The sequence below is a fragment of the Parabacteroides sp. AF18-52 genome, from assembly GCF_003479145.1.
GTDB classification, from domain to species: domain Bacteria; phylum Bacteroidota; class Bacteroidia; order Bacteroidales; family Tannerellaceae; genus Parabacteroides; species Parabacteroides faecis.
In genome coordinates this window covers 158,312-173,375 of record NZ_QUGR01000008.1, presented here as the reverse complement: position 1 = coordinate 173,375, position 15,064 = coordinate 158,312, and the positions used below count along the sequence as shown (strand labels likewise).

The window sequence follows — 15,064 nt, the reverse complement described above, 5'->3', positions numbered from 1 at the left end:
TAGTTAAATCAATTATATTTACCTTTGCTAGCTAAAATAATAAGTACAAAATCAGGTAAACAATGTGCGAAAAAACAGAAAAGCAATATGAATTAGATAAACGTTATCTGAGAATGGCCGCAGTCTGGGCCGAAAATTCATATTGCAAACGGCGACAGGTCGGTGCACTGATAGTTAAGGACCAAATGATTATTTCCGATGGATACAACGGGACACCTGCCGGTTTTGAAAATATCTGTGAAGATGAAAATAATGTAACCAAGCCCTATGTGTTACATGCCGAAGCTAATGCCATAACAAAAGTGGCGGCATCTTCAAACAGCAGCAAAGGGGCAACAATCTACGTTACTTCGGCACCTTGTATAGAATGCGCCAAACTGATTATCCAATCAGGTATTAAGCGTGTTGTATATTCAGAGAAGTATCGGATGGAAGACGGATGCAATTTATTGCAACGTGCAGGTATTAGCATAGATTATATTGATATAAACGAATAAAATATACGTTTTTATGGACAAAAACAGAAGGTTAACTATTTGGTTACCTGTTATCATTGCAGCAAGTATTGCTCTCGGTATCTTTATTGGGAACAACTATCTTTCTCTTACCCAGCATGGTAAACGCCGGATGTTTTCCAGCGGGAATAAAATAAATGCCATACTCGATATTATCGACGAACAGTATGTCGATACTGTGAATATGGGTAAGTTGGTGGAAGGCACAATACCTAAAATATTCAGTGAGCTAGACCCCCACTCCGTTTATATCCCTGCCGAAGATGCAACGATCGTAAACGAAGATCTGGAAGGTTCATTCAGTGGCATCGGGGTTTCATTCAATATGCAGACAGATACCATCCTGGTAATCAGCGTCATTCCTAAAGGCCCGGCCGAAAAGGCAGGATTATTGCCGTTTGACCGTATCATCACGATCAACGACTCCATTTATTCCGGGAATAACACCAGCCAGGCAAAGATTATGCGTACACTACGCGGAGCGAAGAACAGTACGGTTAAGCTTGGTGTGAAACGTGGAGGTGCTCCCGACCTGCTTTACTTCGATGTGACACGCGGAGATGTTCCGGTTAATTCCGTGGATGTTTCTTATGAGGTGAGTAAAGGAATCGGTTATATCAAAGTTAGTAAGTTTGGACGGACAACCTATAACGAATTTATCACAGCGATTGCCAAACTGAAAGAAATGGGATGCAGTTCTTTCGTCATCGACCTGCGTGGAAATACCGGTGGCTATATGGATGCTGCTATCAATATGGTTAACGAATTTATGCCGGAAGGACGGCTGATCGTTTACACAGAAGGTAAAGCATTCCCGAGAAACGATGTGTACACCAATGGTACCGGTACTTGCAAAGAGACTCCTATCGTTGTCCTGACAGATGAATTTTCAGCTTCTGCCAGTGAAATTTTCTCAGGTGCGATCCAGGATAATGACCGCGGATTGATCATCGGACGCCGTACCTATGGAAAAGGGTTGGTACAATCGCCCATCAAACTAAGCGATGGTTCAGAAATCAGACTGACGATTGCCCGGTATTATACGCCTTCAGGACGAAGTATTCAAAAAGACTATAAATTGGGAGATTCCGCAGACTACGATCAGGATCTGTATAATCGCTTCATTCATGGTGAATTCGATTCAGCTGACAGTATCAAGAATACACACACGGAAAAATATCATACCATGATCGGACGAACCGTCTATGGCGGTGGCGGTATCATGCCGGATATCTTCATTCCGCGTGATACGAGCGGCATCACTACTTATTTCACCAGCATTGTTAACAGCGGAACGCTTTATCTGTATGCTTTGGAATATTCTGATCAGAATCGTGAAAAGTTATCATCGTTCACGGATTATCAGGATCTGTACAAATATTTACAATCTCAACCTTTGTTGTACGATTTCACCAATTTTGCAGCATCCAAAGGCATCAAGAAACGTCCGAACCTGATCAATATATCAGGCAAACTGATCGAAAACCAGTTACATGCGTATATTGTACGGAATTTCTTCGACGAAGCCGGATTCTATCCGATCTTCCTGAAAGACGACCCTACTTTATTACGTGCCATTCAGATCATAAACGAAGGAAAATCGATTCCTACATTAGAGAAAAAAGATGCAGATAAAGGAATTGCAAGAATCCAAGCAACACCTTCGAAAATACATAGCCTCTCTAAAGAGTTCGTACGAGAAGACTACATTGCTTGATTTTTCTGAAACAATACTGAAGCAGCTGGAAGAGACTGAACTCTTCCGGCAGGCTTCTTGTGTCGCATTATACAACGCTATCCCCGGAGAAGTTCAGACAGCCACTTTTCTCGAAAAATGGTATGATAAAAAACAACTTCTCCTCCCACTGGTAGTTGGCGACGATCTTCGTTTATTACCTTACGAAGGAATAGATTCCTTAAAACCCGGTGTTTTCGGCATTCTGGAACCTGCCGATCAGGAAACGACTATTCCTGAAACGGATATTGATCTGATCGTTGTTCCCGGTGTGGCATTCGACCGCCAATTGAACCGCATGGGACGCGGAAAAGGATATTACGACCGGTTATTATCCACTTTACAGGCACCTAAAATTGGAATCTGTTTCGATTTTCAGTTACAGGAAATGATTCCGGTTGAACCTTTCGACAAAAAAATGGATATGATCATTACAGAAAAAGAAGTTATTACCGGATAATTATATCATGAATAACAGTAGCACCAGCATATTCATTCAAGCTCTTCACCAACCTTTCGCGGCATAAAGTAAGCTCACTCCTTAATACGGAAGAAGTCAGCGATACATATAATATATGATCGCGTACATATATATTACGGGTATATTGCATAACCATCGGTCCGAGCACCTCTTTCCAGGCACGTTCCACCCGAATCTCCAGAATCTTTTCATAAAGTTCCGTATTATCTTCAAAGAAATCTCTCAGGACTTCACCGATAGCTTGTGTGTTCCGCCGTTTCATACACGATCCTCCATAGGTTGCACCTCACCCTGTTCTACCCTGAACAAGGCATAATCATGATTCATAGCTTGCAGTATTTCATCCAGATATTTCCTGTTGGTATCAGTTATAAATATTTGCCCGAAACTGTCACCGCTAACCAGTTTTATAATCTCGGCAACACGAGCCGCATCCAACTTATCAAAAATATCATCCAAAAGCAAAATGGGAGTCGTCTGGCCTTTTCGGTTAAGAAAAGCGAACTGGGCCAGTTTTAGCGCAATCAGATAAGTTTTGTTCTGTCCCTGAGAACCGACTCGGCGGATCAGCTGCTCATTCAGTGTCATTTCCAGTTCATCTTTATGCACGCCGTTGGATGTATATCCCAGGATACGATCACGTTCCCTATTGGCAGCCAATGATTCTGTCAAGTCTCTATCCTCCAACTGGGAAATATAGCGTAATCCGACCTGTTCGGTAGAACGGCAAATAGTCTGATAGTACTCATTGAAAATAGGAATGAAACTCTCCACCAGTAGTTGACGCTTATCGAAAACCATTCTTCCGTACATACTCATCTGCATTTCCAATACTTCATACAAAGCGGCATCCGTACTTTGATTCTTAAGAAGCATATTACGCTGAAGCAACGCCTTGTTATACTGTATCAGAGCATGCAGATATTGCTTGTCCTGCTGTGAAATGATCAGGTCCAGAAATCGGCGTCGTTCGTCACTTCCGCCACGGATCAAATCCGAATCAGCAGGTGAAACCATGACTAAAGGCAATAGTCCGATATGTTCGGACAATTTTTCATATTCCTTTTTATTCCGCTTGAACTGTTTTCGCTGACGGCGACGGATAGCACAGAAAATATCCTCCGCCCTCCCTTCGTAATCATACTCTCCCTGGACCACACACATCTCCTGATCATTGTTGATGATCTGACTGTCAAGAGTATTTATATGGCTCTTACAAAACGAAAGATAATGGATCACATCCAACAGGTTCGTTTTCCCCATCCCGTTATTTCCAAAGAAACAATTCATTTTCGGGGAGAAAACAACTTCCGCCTGAAGAATATTTTTGTAGTTGAGAATAGAAAGCTTTCTGAGTATCATCTGTACTTTATTAATCGTACAAAATTAAAAAATATACTTCTAAGTATAGATTATATCAGTAAAAAAAACTACTTTTGCGCTTTGAATTGCCATTGGCATAAATCTGTAGATAAAATAATAAATAACTATAACACATTATGGCTACTAAGGGAAAAGACACCAACAAGGAGTTAGAAGTAGAAGAGATTGTTTCGAGATCGGAACAGTTCATTGAAAACAATTCAAAAAAGATCATTTACGGAATTATAGCTATCGCACTTGTTGTTGGAGCTGTTCTGGGAATTAAACACGGTTATTTGATTCCTCAGGAAAAGAAAGCAGCCGCTGCTATATTTAAAGGAGAACAGTATTTCGCTAAAGACTCTTTCAATCTGGCATTGAACGGCAATGGAGCTGATTTCGACGGCTTTGAAGGAATCATTGATCAATATGGAAGCACAACTTCCGGTAATCTGGCAAAAGCCTATGCAGGTATCTGCTATTTCAAAATGGGCGATACGGAAAAGGCTATTGATAAACTGAAATCATTCAGCGGAGATGACAACATGATTTCTCCGGCTATTATAGGTTTGATCGGTGACTGCTACGTAAATATGGGTAATATAAAAGAAGGTATCAGCTATTTCGAAAAAGCAGCCAAGAAAGCAGACAACGAAGTGATCAGTCCGGTTTATCTGAAAAAAGCAGGTATTGCTTACGAAAACCAGAAACAGTACAGTGATGCTGTTAAAGCATATACTACGATTAAAGAAAAATATTTCAACTCAATGGAAGCTGCCGATATCGATAAATATATCGCCCGTGCTTCTGCTGCTAAATAATATAATCATACGATATAAACTATATAAGAGGATGTCTCATCAAAAAAGGCATCCTTTTATTTTAAATATAGAGTTATGGCTACAGCTTATCAAAATTTATCAGATTACGACTTCAACAGCGTTCCGGACGGCTCAGAAATGACATTCGGTATTGTAGTCGCAGAGTGGAATAAGCACATCACAGAAAAACTACTGGAAGGTGCCTGTAACACGCTGGAAAAACATGGTGTAAAACCGGAAAACATATATGTCAAACGTGTACCGGGTAGTTTTGAACTGACTTTCGGAGCCAAACGTATGGCTGAAACAAAAGATGTAAATGCCGTGATCGTTCTGGGATGCGTTGTCAGAGGCGATACTCCCCATTTCGACTATGTTTGTTCAGGCGTTACACAAGGTATTACCGAGTTAAATCTGATGTATGATATTCCGTTCATTTTCGGTCTGTTAACTACTGACAACATGCAGCAATCGGAAGACCGAGCAGGCGGTAAGTACGGAAATAAAGGGGATGAAGCAGCAGTGACTGCATTAAAAATGATTCATTTTTCTGACTAAACGCTTGCAGGTTTCAAAAATAATCGTACCTTTGCATCGCAATTGAAAATAATAGGGGCAGTTACCAGAGTGGCCAAATGGGGCTGACTGTAACTCAGCTGTCTTTCGACTTCGGTGGTTCGAATCCATCACTGCCCACTAACTTTTCAAAAGCAATTAAAATTGCGGAAGTAGCTCAGTTGATAGAGCATTAGCCTTCCAAGCTGAGGGTCGCGGGTTTGAGCCCCGTCTTCCGCTCTCAAGAAAAGGATAATCGAAAGGTTATCCTTTTTTTATATGCAAAAGTCCCGACTTTCACAAGCCGGGACTTCCTTATTACTAACCAAAAAACTATGGAAAAATAAAGTTGATCAACTCTCTCCAAACAAAATACGTAAACTTAATCATAGCCCACTAATATTTTAGAAAAAGTAGTCCGACAAACGTCTTTATCGGACTACCCAAAGAAGAATCACTTCTTCTTTCTCTTCTTCATAGTCAAGGTATATTAACTCTTCATTATTTGTATCAAACTCTTAAACCTTTTCTTTCCAGCAAATGAATAACAAAAATCCCACGCAGACAAGAAAAAGCAAGATACAGAAAGGACAAAGCCATTTTTGTCACATGCCAAACCCGAAAACGACAGGTCTGTCAACAATTTGTCAACAAAACATATTTCTTTTGAATACTTGAAGATGCCGGTATTCGGTCGGAGATACATTTTTCACAGACCTAAAACTCCTGACAAAAGTTCGTGTTGTTTTAAATCCAGAAGCATCTGAAATCACGTCTATTTTCATATTGGATGGATCAAGTAATAAAGTACACGCGTATTTAATACGCTTTTCTCTAAGATAATTTGAAAAAGTTAAATCATATTTGGCTTTCAATGTTTTATTCACCAAATCTTTCCTGATATGGCACTGATGTGCCATTACTACTATATTTATATTTTTATCCTGAAAGTGTTTTTCATTTATCAGGAAATTATTAATCCTTTTGCACACTGTATCATATACAAGCTGATCTTCGGGAGATACTTCAGTTATATTCGTTGAACGAGTACAATTTATATACCCTAGACATTTATTCTGTACTTTATACAAAAAAAGAATGAATATCCTACATGTAACAACAATCAGGTAAACATGAAAAAAATTTCTCCCCATTATACTCTTTATTAGTCTGATTCAAGGTAATATTATCGTAAAGAAAGCGTTACCGCTTGAACTTCAAAGCAAATATAAGATTTAACAATCTCTTTTCCAAAGGAAATATCCAAATAACATTCTATCCCCCATTTTTCTAGTCATTTTGCTTTTTATTCATATCTTTGGGGCAACATAAATATATTAATAATCTACGGAGATGAACGAACAGATAAAACAGATAGCTGAGCGTCTGGCCGGATTGCGGGACGCACTGGAGATTACTCCTGAAGAGATCGCCAAGGTCTGTAACCTGACCCCAGAGCAATACCTGGAACTGGAAAGTGGTACAGTCGATATTTCAGTCAGCCTTTTACACCAGATTTCACAGGCATACGGTGTAGAACTTACAACATTGATGTTTGGCGACGAACCTAAAATGAGCTCTTATTTTATTACCCGTAAAGGTAAAGGTATCGCTGTTGAACGCACCAAGGCCTACAAATACCAATCGCTGGCTGCCGGATTTGTCGGACGTAAAGCAGATCCGTTCATGGTTACTGTTCATCCGAAACCGGAAAATGAGCCTATTTATCTGAATTCGCATCCCGGACAGGAATATAATCTGGTATTAAAGGGCCGCATGCTCCTGCAGATCAATAACAAAGATTTGATCCTAGAAGAAGGAGACAGTATATATTTTAATTCCGAACTGCCTCATGGTATGAAAGCGTTGGATGGAGAGAAGGTCAGTTTCCTGGCTATCATTTTATAAATTAAAAAGTCATGTTAGAAAGATTCTTAGATCAGACGACCTTTACGTCGCAGGAAGATTTTATAAATAACTTCAAAATAAAAGTACCCGAAAATTTCAACTTCGGATATGACGTGGTAGATGCTTGGGCTGCAGAAGAGCCCGACAAAAAAGCCTTGTGTTGGACAAACGACCAGGGTGAACATATTGATTTCACATTTGCCGAACTGAAGAAATATACTGATCAGACGGCCGCCTATTTCCAGTCTTTAGGAATCGGGCACGGCGACATGGTCATGTTGATCCTGAAACGTCGTTACGAATTTTGGTTTTCGATCATCGCACTACATAAGCTAGGAGCCGTAGTCATTCCGGCAACTCACCTGCTGACAAAAAAGGATATTGTCTATCGTAATAACGCTGCCGATATAAAAATGATTGTTTGTGCCGGCGAAGAAATTATCACCAAACATATTATCGATGCACTGCCGGAATCTCCGACTATCGAAAAATTAGTATCCGTCGGTCCGGAAATACCAGAGGGATTCGACGATTTCCACAAAGGGATCGAGAATGCCGCACCATTCATACGCCCGTCTCACCCGAACAGCAATGATGACATTTCATTGATGTATTTTACGTCCGGAACGACAGGTAATCCGAAAATGGTGGCACACGATTTCACTTATCCGCTGGGACATATCGTAACCGGTAGTTTCTGGCACAACCTGCACCGTGACAGCCTTCACCTCACCATCGCCGACACCGGCTGGGGTAAAGCCGTTTGGGGAAAACTATACGGACAATGGATTGCCGGAGCAACTGTATTCGTTTACGATCACGAGAAGTTCACTCCTGCCGATATGTTACAGATGATCCAGGATTACAAGATCACCTCTTTGTGTGCACCTCCTACGATCTTCCGTTTCCTGATCCGTGAAGATATGACGAAATACGATCTGTCTTCCCTGCAATATTGTACGATTGCCGGTGAAGCACTGAACCCTGCCGTATTCGAAGCATTCTATAAACTCACCGACATTAAATTAATGGAAGGATTCGGTCAGACGGAAACAACACTGACTGTTGCTACATTCCCATGGATGGAGCCGAAACCAGGTTCTATGGGGGTACCTAACCCGCAATACGATGTAGACCTGATCCGCCCGGACGGAACCCGCGCAGAAGATGGAGAACAGGGACAAATCGTTATTCATACGACTCAGGGCAAACCGATCGGTCTGTTCAAAGAATATTATCGCGATGCCGAGCTTACTCATGAAGCCTGGCACGACGGTATGTATTATACGGGCGACGTTGCCTGGCGTGATGAAGACGGTTATCTGTGGTTTGTCGGTCGTGCCGACGATGTGATCAAAAGCTCCGGTTACCGCATCGGACCGTTCGAAGTGGAAAGTGCACTGATGACACACCCTGCTGTTGTCGAATGTGCGATCACAGGTGTACCTGATGAAATTCGCGGACAGGTGGTAAAAGCTACGATTGTACTGGCGAAGGATTACAAGGAGAGAGCGGGCGAAGCATTAATCAAAGAATTACAGGATCATGTTAAGCGTGTTACCGCTCCATATAAGTACCCTCGTGTAGTAGAATTTGTCGAAGAATTACCTAAAACCATCAGCGGTAAAATCCGCCGTGTGGAAATCAGGGATAAAGATAAAAAATAGAAGATTACACGAAAATGACATATCAGTTTACACGGATAGCAGTAAAGATAGGAAGTAATGTATTGACAAGAAAGGATGGCTCACTCGACGTCACCCGTATGTCGGCATTGGTTGATCAGGTTGCGGAGTTACACCGCAACGGAGTAGAAGTGGTATTAATATCTTCCGGAGCAGTAGCCTCCGGAAGAAGCGAGGTGAAACCCGGTAAGAAGCTCGATGCCGTCTCTGCCCGCCAACTCTATTCAGCAGTAGGTCAAGCCAAGCTGATCAACCGCTACTTTGAGTTATTCCGCGAACATAAGATCGCTTGCGGCCAGGTTCTCACCACAAAGGAGAACTTCGGTAGCCGCACGCATTACCTCAACCAGAAACATTGCATGGAGGTGATGCTCGACAACAAAGTGATTCCTATCGTCAATGAGAACGATACAATATCCGTTACCGAACTGATGTTTACCGATAATGATGAACTATCCGGCCTGATCGCTACCATGATGGGGATGGATGCGCTTATTATCCTGAGTAATATCGACGGTATCTATAACGGTAATCCGGCCGATCCGGCAGCAACGGTCATCCGGGAGATTGACGGTGGTAAACAGGATCTTTCAGAATATGTACAAACCAGCAAATCTTCTTTCGGACGTGGCGGAATGCTGACGAAATGTACTATCGCGCAGAAAGTAGCTGACGAAGGAATCACCGTGATTATTGCTAATGGCAAAAAAGAAAATATCCTGCCTTCGTTATTGGCAAAAAGCAGCCAGACCGTATGTACACGTTTCATACCGGCATCCAAACCAGTCAGCAGCGTAAAGAAATGGATCGCTCACTCTGAAGGTTTCGCCAAAGGAGAGATACACATCAATCAGGGTACGGAAGAGGCCTTAACCGGAAACAAGGCTACCAGCCTGTTGTTGGTGGGCGTTACCGCTATCATCGGGGACTTCGAAAAGAATGATATCGTAAAGATCATTAATGAAGAAGGTGAACAGATCGGAGTCGGTTGTGCCGGATACGACAGCCGGGAAGCTACTGGTCTGATCGGTCAACGTGATTTGAAACCGCTTGTTCACTACGATTACTTATATCTGGATTAATTAATAGGTATGTTTAATCATGGGAAAAGATAATATCAGGAAATAATATGTCAACAAATATAACAGAGTTATTAAAGCAAAGCGTTACCGCATCCCGTCAACTTATCACGTTAAGCGACGAGGCTATAAACCGTATCCTGACCGATACAGCTGACGAACTGATAAACAGACAGGCGGAAGTTCTTACGGCCAACGAGAAAGACCTGGCCCGTATGGACCCGGCCAATCCCAAATACGACCGTTTGAAACTGACCACCGATCGCCTAGCCGGTATTGCCGGAGACATGCGGAACGTAGCCTCACTCCCCTCGCCGCTCGGCAATGTGATCAGTGAAGCCATCCGCCCGAACGGCATGGCAATCCGTAAAGTATCGGTGCCATTCGGAGTGATAGGCGTTATCTACGAAGCACGTCCGAATGTCACATTCGATGTTTTCTCTCTATGCTTCAAAAGTGCAAACGCCTGTGTACTAAAAGGTGGTTCTGATGCAGACGACTCCAATCATGCATTGGTTACTATCATCCATACCGTGTTGGAACGCCACGGCATCGACCCGGCCGTTTGTACTTTATTACCTCCCGAACGAGAAGCGACAACGGAACTGTTGAATGCCGTCGGCCTGGTAGACCTTATCATTCCCCGTGGCAGCAGTTCGCTGATCAATTTCGTGCGCGACAATGCCCGCGTGCCGGTTATCGAAACAGGAGCCGGTATCTGCCATACTTATTTTGACAAAGATGGAGATAAAGAAAAGGGACAAGCCATCGTAAACAACGCCAAGACCCGCCGGGTAAGCGTTTGCAATGCATTGGATTGTCTGATCATCCATCAGGAACGGCTCAACGATCTTCCTTTTATCTGCGATAAACTGAAAGATAGCAATGTCACGATCTATGCGGATGAGCAGGCTTTCACCGCTTTGTCAGGACAATACCCGCCAGCACTGCTGCAACCTGCCAACGAAGACAGCTTCGGTACCGAGTTCCTCGACTACAAGATGAGTATCCGTACCGTAGCATCGCTCGAAGAAGCACTGGAACATATTGCCTGTTACAGTTCTAAACATAGCGAAAGCATCGTCAGCGAATCATTCGAAGCTATCCGCCTGTTCCAGCAACAGGTAGATGCCGCCTGTGTCTATGCCAACGTATCGACCGCTTTCACCGACGGCGCACAGTTCGGTTTCGGAGCAGAAATCGGTATCAGCACCCAGAAGTTACATGCCCGCGGACCGATGGCTTTACCGGAACTGACGACTTATAAATACATTATCGAAGGAAACGGGCAAATACGAAAATAATACCTATTTTTGTATCCATCATTAAATTAATAATATGAGACATTTCACTTGTGTACAGGATTTAGGCGACCTGAAGCAGGCGCTTAACGAAGCTTTCGAGATCAAGAAAGACCGCTTTCAGTTCACAGAACTTGGCAAGAACAAGACACTGTTAATGATATTCTTCAACTCCAGCCTGCGTACGCGCCTCTCTACCCAGAAGGCTGCGATGAACCTGGGGATGAACACGATGGTTCTCGACGTGAACCAAGGAGCATGGAAACTGGAAACAGAACGCGGCGTCATCATGGATGGAGACAAACCGGAACACCTGCTGGAAGCTATTCCGGTCATGGGTTGTTACTGCGACATCATCGGTGTACGTTCTTTCGCCCGCTTCGAAAACAAGGAAGACGATTACAACGAAAAGATCATCTCTGAATTTATCAAGTACTCCGGTCGTCCGGTATTCAGTATGGAAGCGGCTACCCGCCATCCGCTGCAAAGTTTTGCCGACCTGATCACAATCGAGGAATATAAGAAAACAGCCCGTCCGAAGGTGGTTATGACCTGGGCTCCGCATCCCAAGTCTCTTCCGCAGGCAGTTCCCAACAGTTTTGCCGAATGGATGAATGCGACGGATTATGAATTTGTGATTACTCATCCGGAGGGCTACGAACTGGATCCTAAGTTCGTAGGCAATGCCCGTGTGGAATACGATCAGAAGAAAGCCTTCGAAGGTGCAGACTTTATCTATGCCAAAAACTGGGCCGCTTATACCGATCCTAACTACGGTCAGGTATTAAGTAAAGATCGTGCCTGGACTGTCGATACGGAAAAGATGGCACTGACCAACAATGCTTATTTCATGCACTGTCTGCCGGTTCGCCGTAACATGATCGTTACCGACGACGTGATCGAAAGCCCGCAAAGCATCGTGATCCCGGAAGCCGCCAATCGCGAAATTTCGGCACAGACGGTACTGAAAAAGATATTGATGGGATTATAACCCTAAAAACGAAGTCTCTATTTCGTTTCACAACTGGATTTCTTTCATATCACAGTTGGATTCCGTCTGTTTCACAGATGAGTTTCTTGTGTTTCACAACTGTGATATGAATAAATAATTGGACCTAATAAACACAACCTGCCGGATAAAGCGAACAAAGACCGAGGTAGCTGGCTATATCCGGAACATAATTTATCTCAACTAAAGCATGAAACATTCCTACTTACTTCCAGCTGGTCTGTCTTTTTTCATCATCTCCTTATTAATCGGTTGTAAACAACCTGAACAGTATTTTAAAGTAGCAGGAATACTTCACACTCCTTATCAGATTCAATTCTGTTATACCGAGTCGCTGGAAGATGAGATCCATGCAGAACTTCAACGTTATTACCATTGCCTCAACCCGTTCGATTCAACCTCAGTCATTTCCCAGGTCAACAGGAATAAAGACATAGAAGTGGACGATCTTTTTGTGGAGGTATTCAACAAAGCAAAGGAAGTATCCGAACAAACCAATGGCATTTATGATATTACTTGTGCCCCTTTCATCAATCTTTGGGGATTCGGGTTCAGCAAAAATGACAGTGTCACACCTGCGATGATAGATAGCATACGTGCTTTTGTCGGATATCAGAAAATACGTTTGGAAGGAAAGAAAGTAATCAAGGATGATCCACGCATCCTGCTGAATTGTTCTTCATTGGGAGATGGTTGCAGTTGCGAAGTCATTGCCCGTTTATTCGACAGTAAAGGTATTGAAAATTATATGATCGACATAGGTGGTGAAACGACAGTCAAAGGAGTCAACCCGAAAGGAGAGTGTTGGCGTATCGGCATCACCAAACCAAAAGACGATCCGATGGGTGTCAACCAGGAGTTACAGGAAATCGTACAGTTATGTGGTCGCCATGGTCTTGCCACTTCCGGTGACTATCGTAATTTCTATATCAAAGACGGAAAGAAATACGCCCATACTATCGATCCCCGAACCGGTTATCCGGCAGGTCAACCGATCCTCAGTGCCACCATCGTTGCTGCCGATTGCATGACAGCCGACGCCTACGCTACAGCTTTCATGGCCATGGGCCGGGAAGAAGCCCACAAAATCCTGCAACAGCATCCGGAACTGGAATATCTGTTCATTTATGCCGACGAAAACGGTGACTACCGGACCGAATCTTCTGAAAGGTTCCGCCAATATCTGGTTTCCAAACCGTAAAACGACAAATTAATTACCTTCTAAATCAAGACTTCGTCTATTTTAACCATCAACTTATTCCTGTTCCCGATTGTTCTATTATAAAACATAAAATAGAACATCATGGGCTTCAACATTGCAAAAACAGATAAGAAAAGGGTTGTTATTATTGGTGGTGGTTTTGGGGGATTAAAGCTGGCCAATAAACTGAAAGGAAGCAACTTCCAGGTAGTCTTGATTGACAAGAACAATTTCCATCAGTTCCCCCCCTTATTGTATCAGGTAGCATCATCCGGTCTGGAGCCGGGATCAATCATATTTCCTTTCCGAAAGATATTCCAGAAACAGAAAGACTTCTACTTCCGAATGGCAGAAGTGAAAGCCGTTATCGCCGAACGAAACCTGATCGAGACATCGATTGGTGAACTGAGCTACGACTATCTGGTGATAGCTTCCGGTACCATCACCAACTTCTTCGGCAACAAGACTATTGAAGAGAAAGCATTACCGATGAAAACGATCCAGGAAGCTCTCGAACTAAGGAACACCCTGCTTTCAAACTTTGAAAAGGCTACAATCTCTACCGATCCGGAAGAAAAACAAGCACTGATGAATGTGGTTATCGTTGGTGGTGGAGCCACTGGCGTAGAAGTTTCCGGAGTACTGGCTGAAATGAAAAGATTCGTTATGCCGAAGGATTATCCGGACCTGAAACAGTCGGATATGAATATCTATTTGATAGAAGGTTCTCCCAGGTTACTTGGAGTAATGTCTACCGAAGCATCCGAGAACGCAGAGAAATTCCTGAAAGAGATGGGCGTAAACATCATACTGAATAAACGGGTAACAGACTATCAGGATGGAAAAGTCATACTGGACGACAACTCCACTATCACAACCAAAACCCTCGTTTGGGTCAGTGGTGTAACCGCCACGCATTTTGATCATATCGATAAAGAAGCATTGAACCGGGGTGGCCGGATCACAGTCAATGAATTTAACCAGATGCCAGGGATGACAAACGTATTTGCTATCGGTGATGTTTGTTTCCAGACAGAAGAAGAATACCCGAACGGCCATCCGCAAGTAGCCCAGGTAGCTATCCAGCAGGGAAGTCTGCTTGCAGATAACCTCAAACGCCTGGAATCGGGAAAAACATTGAAAGCCTTCCATTACATAAATCTCGGAACACTAGCTACCGTAGGACGCAACAAAGCTGTCGCCGATCTAAAAAAGCTGAAGTTACAAGGGTTTATTGCCTGGATGGTGTGGATGCTGGTTCATTTACGTTCTATCCTGGGGATCAAGAATAAGCTGATGGTACTGATAGAATGGGTATGGAGCTACTTTACTTACGATCAGTCTATTCGTTTGATACTCTATATACCCAAAAAGAAAAAGGATACAATATAAAATACAAACTTATCCCCGTA

At 43.0% G+C, this 15,064-nt stretch carries 15 protein-coding genes and 2 tRNA genes; 14 read left to right on the top strand and 3 right to left on the bottom strand.

Going from position 1 to position 15,064, the window contains the following annotated elements:
• Nucleotides 1–62: 62 nt before the first annotated feature.
• Genes DWX23_RS14800 through DWX23_RS14790 form a run of 3 tightly spaced genes read left to right on the top strand, consistent with a single transcriptional unit; the run spans nucleotide 63 to nucleotide 2,710 of the window.
• Nucleotides 63–497 (top strand): dCMP deaminase family protein, encoded by a 435-nt coding sequence (locus tag DWX23_RS14800; protein ID WP_122353814.1) that lies wholly within the window; start codon nucleotides 63–65, stop codon nucleotides 495–497.
• Between the two features lie 13 nt (nucleotides 498–510).
• Complete coding sequence (locus DWX23_RS14795; RefSeq protein WP_122353815.1) at nucleotides 511–2,232, top strand: S41 family peptidase; 1,722 nt, start codon at nucleotides 511–513, stop codon at nucleotides 2,230–2,232.
• Nucleotides 2,189–2,710, top strand: coding sequence for a 5-formyltetrahydrofolate cyclo-ligase (locus tag DWX23_RS14790; protein ID WP_370450100.1), 522 nt, complete (start codon nucleotides 2,189–2,191; stop codon nucleotides 2,708–2,710). Before DWX23_RS14795 ends, DWX23_RS14790 begins: the two co-directional genes overlap by 44 nt.
• Here the strand turns inward: DWX23_RS14790 and DWX23_RS14785 are convergent.
• Together DWX23_RS14785 and DWX23_RS14780 are read right to left on the bottom strand one after the other, a co-directional pair.
• Entirely contained in the window at nucleotides 2,700–2,993 is a 294-nt protein-coding gene (locus DWX23_RS14785) for a DUF721 domain-containing protein (RefSeq protein WP_122353817.1), read from the bottom strand. The genes DWX23_RS14790 and DWX23_RS14785 overlap by 11 nt on opposite strands.
• The gene (locus DWX23_RS14780; protein ID WP_122375034.1) at nucleotides 2,990–4,093 is read right to left on the bottom strand and encodes a DNA replication/repair protein RecF; all 1,104 of its coding nucleotides are present in this window, start codon (nucleotides 4,091–4,093) and stop codon (nucleotides 2,990–2,992) included. Before DWX23_RS14780 ends, DWX23_RS14785 begins: the two co-directional genes overlap by 4 nt.
• 137 nt (nucleotides 4,094–4,230) lie before the next feature.
• Between DWX23_RS14780 and DWX23_RS14775 the strand changes: the two genes are divergently transcribed.
• The 4 genes from DWX23_RS14775 to DWX23_RS14760 all read left to right on the top strand — a co-directional run bounded on the left by DWX23_RS14775 (nucleotide 4,231) and on the right by DWX23_RS14760 (nucleotide 5,709).
• The gene (locus tag DWX23_RS14775) at nucleotides 4,231–4,914 is read left to right on the top strand and encodes a tetratricopeptide repeat protein (protein ID WP_122375033.1); all 684 of its coding nucleotides are present in this window, start codon (nucleotides 4,231–4,233) and stop codon (nucleotides 4,912–4,914) included.
• 75 nt (nucleotides 4,915–4,989) lie between these two features.
• Nucleotides 4,990–5,472, top strand: coding sequence for a 6,7-dimethyl-8-ribityllumazine synthase (gene ribH, locus DWX23_RS14770; RefSeq protein ID WP_122353820.1), 483 nt, complete (start codon nucleotides 4,990–4,992; stop codon nucleotides 5,470–5,472).
• A gap of 55 nt (nucleotides 5,473–5,527) precedes the next feature.
• Nucleotides 5,528–5,610, top strand: a tRNA-Tyr gene (locus tag DWX23_RS14765).
• Nucleotides 5,611–5,636: 26 nt separating this feature from the next.
• A tRNA-Gly gene (locus tag DWX23_RS14760) sits at nucleotides 5,637–5,709 on the top strand.
• Nucleotides 5,710–6,116: 407 nt separating this feature from the next.
• On the opposite strand, the gene DWX23_RS25315 is transcribed toward DWX23_RS14760, so the two are convergent.
• Nucleotides 6,117–6,389: a helix-turn-helix domain-containing protein gene (locus DWX23_RS25315; protein WP_158607079.1), complete on the bottom strand. Its 273-nt coding sequence runs from the start codon at nucleotides 6,387–6,389 to the stop codon at nucleotides 6,117–6,119.
• A 433-nt stretch (nucleotides 6,390–6,822) separates the two neighbouring features.
• Here DWX23_RS25315 and DWX23_RS14750 point away from each other — a divergent pair, with 433 nt between their 5' ends.
• The 7 genes from DWX23_RS14750 to DWX23_RS14720 all read left to right on the top strand — a co-directional run bounded on the left by DWX23_RS14750 (nucleotide 6,823) and on the right by DWX23_RS14720 (nucleotide 15,044).
• Nucleotides 6,823–7,377, top strand: coding sequence for a helix-turn-helix domain-containing protein (locus DWX23_RS14750; RefSeq protein ID WP_122375031.1), 555 nt, complete (start codon nucleotides 6,823–6,825; stop codon nucleotides 7,375–7,377).
• An 11-nt stretch (nucleotides 7,378–7,388) separates the two neighbouring features.
• Nucleotides 7,389–9,044: an AMP-binding protein gene (locus DWX23_RS14745; RefSeq protein ID WP_122375030.1), complete on the top strand. Its 1,656-nt coding sequence runs from the start codon at nucleotides 7,389–7,391 to the stop codon at nucleotides 9,042–9,044.
• A 14-nt stretch (nucleotides 9,045–9,058) separates the two neighbouring features.
• The gene (gene proB, locus DWX23_RS14740) at nucleotides 9,059–10,144 is read left to right on the top strand and encodes a glutamate 5-kinase (protein WP_122375029.1); all 1,086 of its coding nucleotides are present in this window, start codon (nucleotides 9,059–9,061) and stop codon (nucleotides 10,142–10,144) included.
• A 47-nt stretch (nucleotides 10,145–10,191) separates the two neighbouring features.
• The gene (locus DWX23_RS14735; protein ID WP_122375028.1) at nucleotides 10,192–11,445 is read left to right on the top strand and encodes a glutamate-5-semialdehyde dehydrogenase; all 1,254 of its coding nucleotides are present in this window, start codon (nucleotides 10,192–10,194) and stop codon (nucleotides 11,443–11,445) included.
• Between the two features lie 34 nt (nucleotides 11,446–11,479).
• Nucleotides 11,480–12,433 carry an N-acetylornithine carbamoyltransferase gene (locus DWX23_RS14730; protein WP_075558714.1) on the top strand — a complete coding sequence of 318 codons (954 nt, stop codon included), beginning with the start codon at nucleotides 11,480–11,482 and terminating at the stop codon, nucleotides 12,431–12,433.
• 208 nt (nucleotides 12,434–12,641) lie between these two features.
• Nucleotides 12,642–13,652 (top strand): FAD:protein FMN transferase, encoded by a 1,011-nt coding sequence (locus tag DWX23_RS14725; protein WP_122375027.1) that lies wholly within the window; start codon nucleotides 12,642–12,644, stop codon nucleotides 13,650–13,652.
• Between the two features lie 102 nt (nucleotides 13,653–13,754).
• Nucleotides 13,755–15,044, top strand: a complete 1,290-nt coding sequence (locus DWX23_RS14720) for an NAD(P)/FAD-dependent oxidoreductase (protein WP_122362388.1) — start codon at nucleotides 13,755–13,757, stop codon at nucleotides 15,042–15,044.
• Nucleotides 15,045–15,064 lie beyond the last annotated feature (20 nt).